This window comes from Lactobacillus sp. UMNPBX19, assembly GCF_002553805.1.
Classification (GTDB): domain Bacteria; phylum Bacillota; class Bacilli; order Lactobacillales; family Lactobacillaceae; genus Lactobacillus.
The window spans coordinates 1-2,338 of record NZ_PCYR01000055.1 but is presented as its reverse complement, the minus strand read 5'-3'; the positions used below and the strand labels follow the sequence as shown (position 1 = coordinate 2,338).

Genomic DNA, 2,338 nt, shown 5'->3' with positions numbered 1-2,338 from the left:
CAGGTCCGAATGGACTTTTTATTTTTTATCAAGTGTTCAATTTAATTTTACAATCAGCGATAATTTTTTTTTATAGTTTCATAAGACTTATCAAGATGTGTAAGGAATAAAAAATTCCTGATGTTAATGAAAAATAAAACAACTTCATATAAGCTAAATGTTATTAATTTTGATTCATTAATAAGACAATAAAAAAGTAAAAAGCTATTTATATAGATTAATATCTGGTATAAACGTTATTTAATTTAATTAAATATTATAAAAATTTGCGCAAAAAAGAAGATTTTTTTATTAAATAGGCCTATACTTATAATTGATTATTAGTAGAAAGGAACTATATATTATGAAGAAATTAAACACAAATAAATTAACTGATAAACAAGCTGACCTTTTTAAGAACAATTTAGTTTACATTGCTACTGTTGATGAAAATGGTAATCCACAAGTTGGTCCTAAAGGCTCAATGACAGTATTAGACCCATCTCATATGCAATATCTTGAAAAAACTAAAGGTGCAGCCTTTGAAAATATTAAAAATGGTTCAAAAGTAGCATTAGTAGCAGCTGATGTACCATCACATACTGCTGTTCAAGTTTTGGCTACGCCACATGTTCATGAAGATGATGAATATGCAAAGAAGATCGTTTCTGGTACCGATACTCCAAATGCATTTGTAGTAGTACTTGATATTGATGAAATTTTTGAATAATTAAAAGTTATTCTGCGTGTAATTTGAATAAATTAAGAAAGACTGAGTATTGATAAAATACTTAGTCTTTTTTTTGCGAGATAACTTGCTTATTTTTTATATTAATGTAAGATTAAAATTAATTGAATTAAATTATATGATTAAAAGGAGAAAATAAAAATGGGTGCTTTATCAGAACAAGAACTAGCAGCTTTCTCTGCAGATTTTAATAAAGACAATAAAAATAAAGTGGCATCTCGCGCTGCTCGTCAAAATGGATTATTTGAAGCTTCATTTAATGATGATGTTTCAAAGCGGTTAAATCATGCATTTTCAACCGAACTTGATATTGGTGGGGTAACTGACCAAAAACATTCTGGTCGCTGCTGGGAATTTGCAACATTAAATGTTTTACGTCATCATTTTGGTAAGAAATATCACGTTAAAGATTTTACTTTCTCACAAGCATATAACTTCTTTTGGGATAAGATTGAGAGAGCAAATGCTTTTTATGATAGCATGATTCGTTTGGCAGATAAGTCAATTGATGATCGTGAAGTAGAAACTTGGCTTAATTTTGCGGGTCAAGACGGTGGTCTATGGCAAATGGCAATTAATTTGGTTAAAAAATATGGAGTGGTTCCTTCATATGCAATGCCAGAGAATGCTACATCAAATAATACCGGTGCATTAATTGATTCTTTGGCTCGTAAAGAAAGAAAAGATGCACTTGTATTACGTAAGTTAGTGCAAGAAGGCAAGCTCGAAGAAGCAGAAAAGGCTAAGAAAGAGTTTTTAAATGAAGTTTACCGAATGGCTGCAGTAGCTTTGGGTGAGCCACCTAAAAAATTTGATTTAGAGTACCGAGACGACGATAAGAAATATCATTTAGAAAAGGATTTAACTCCACGTCAATTTGCTGAAAAATATTTAAAAGACTTTAATTGGGATGATTACGTTGTTTTATTAAATTCACCTAATTATGATTACAATAAACGCTATCACCAAGGTTTATACGATAATGTGGCTGGTGGAACTCCGATTACGGGGCTAAATGTACCAATTGAAGTGTTAGCAAGAGCAGCTGCAGCCCAATTGAAAGATGGAAAAGCAGTTATTTTTGGAAACGACGTATTAAAACAAATGGAACGTAAGACTGGTTTCCTTGATACTGAATTATACAAAACGGATGATCTATTTAGTGTTGATACTCAAATGAGTAAAGCAGATCGTTTAGCCACTGGGGAAGGATCTGCAACACACGATATGACCTTAGTCGGTGTAGATGAAGATAATGGCGAAATTCGCAAATGGAAAGTAGAGAATTCTTGGGGCGATAAGTATGGTCATAAAGGATTCTACGAAATGAGCCAAAAGTGGTTTGAAGAATATGTGTATGATGTAGTTGTTGATAAGAAATACTTACCTGAAGATTTGGTTAAGCTCTGGGAAGGTCCAGCAGTTGACCTAGAACCTTGGGCACATGTTGGCTTATAAAATTAACAAGAGATCGAAAGATCTCTTTTTTCTGGCTCTTTTGCAAATCCTGTTGATGGATAATTTTAAGAAGGAATTAAGCAGCTAAGAAATAGCTGTTTGATTCCTTTTCTTTTATAATATTTTCTTCGAGTCTAATTCTAATTAATAAAT

General features: G+C 31.8%; 2 protein-coding genes. Both read left to right on the top strand.

Features of this window, described 5'->3' with window-relative positions; translation table 11 throughout:
• Positions 1-343 precede the first annotated feature (343 nt).
• Positions 344-709, top strand: a complete 366-nt coding sequence (locus CP370_RS08950; RefSeq protein ID WP_004895383.1) for a pyridoxamine 5'-phosphate oxidase family protein — start codon at positions 344-346, stop codon at positions 707-709.
• A 159-nt stretch (positions 710-868) separates the two neighbouring features.
• Positions 869-2,185: a C1 family peptidase gene (locus CP370_RS08945; RefSeq protein ID WP_087713132.1), complete on the top strand. Its 1,317-nt coding sequence runs from the start codon at positions 869-871 to the stop codon at positions 2,183-2,185.
• Positions 2,186-2,338: the final 153 nt, after the last annotated feature.

Coding starts and splice junctions, on each gene's coding strand:
- CP370_RS08950 (WP_004895383.1), top strand. CDS start 344: ATGAAGAAATTAAACACAAATAAATTAACTGATAAACAAGCTGACCTT.
- CP370_RS08945 (WP_087713132.1), top strand. CDS start 869: ATGGGTGCTTTATCAGAACAAGAACTAGCAGCTTTCTCTGCAGATTTT.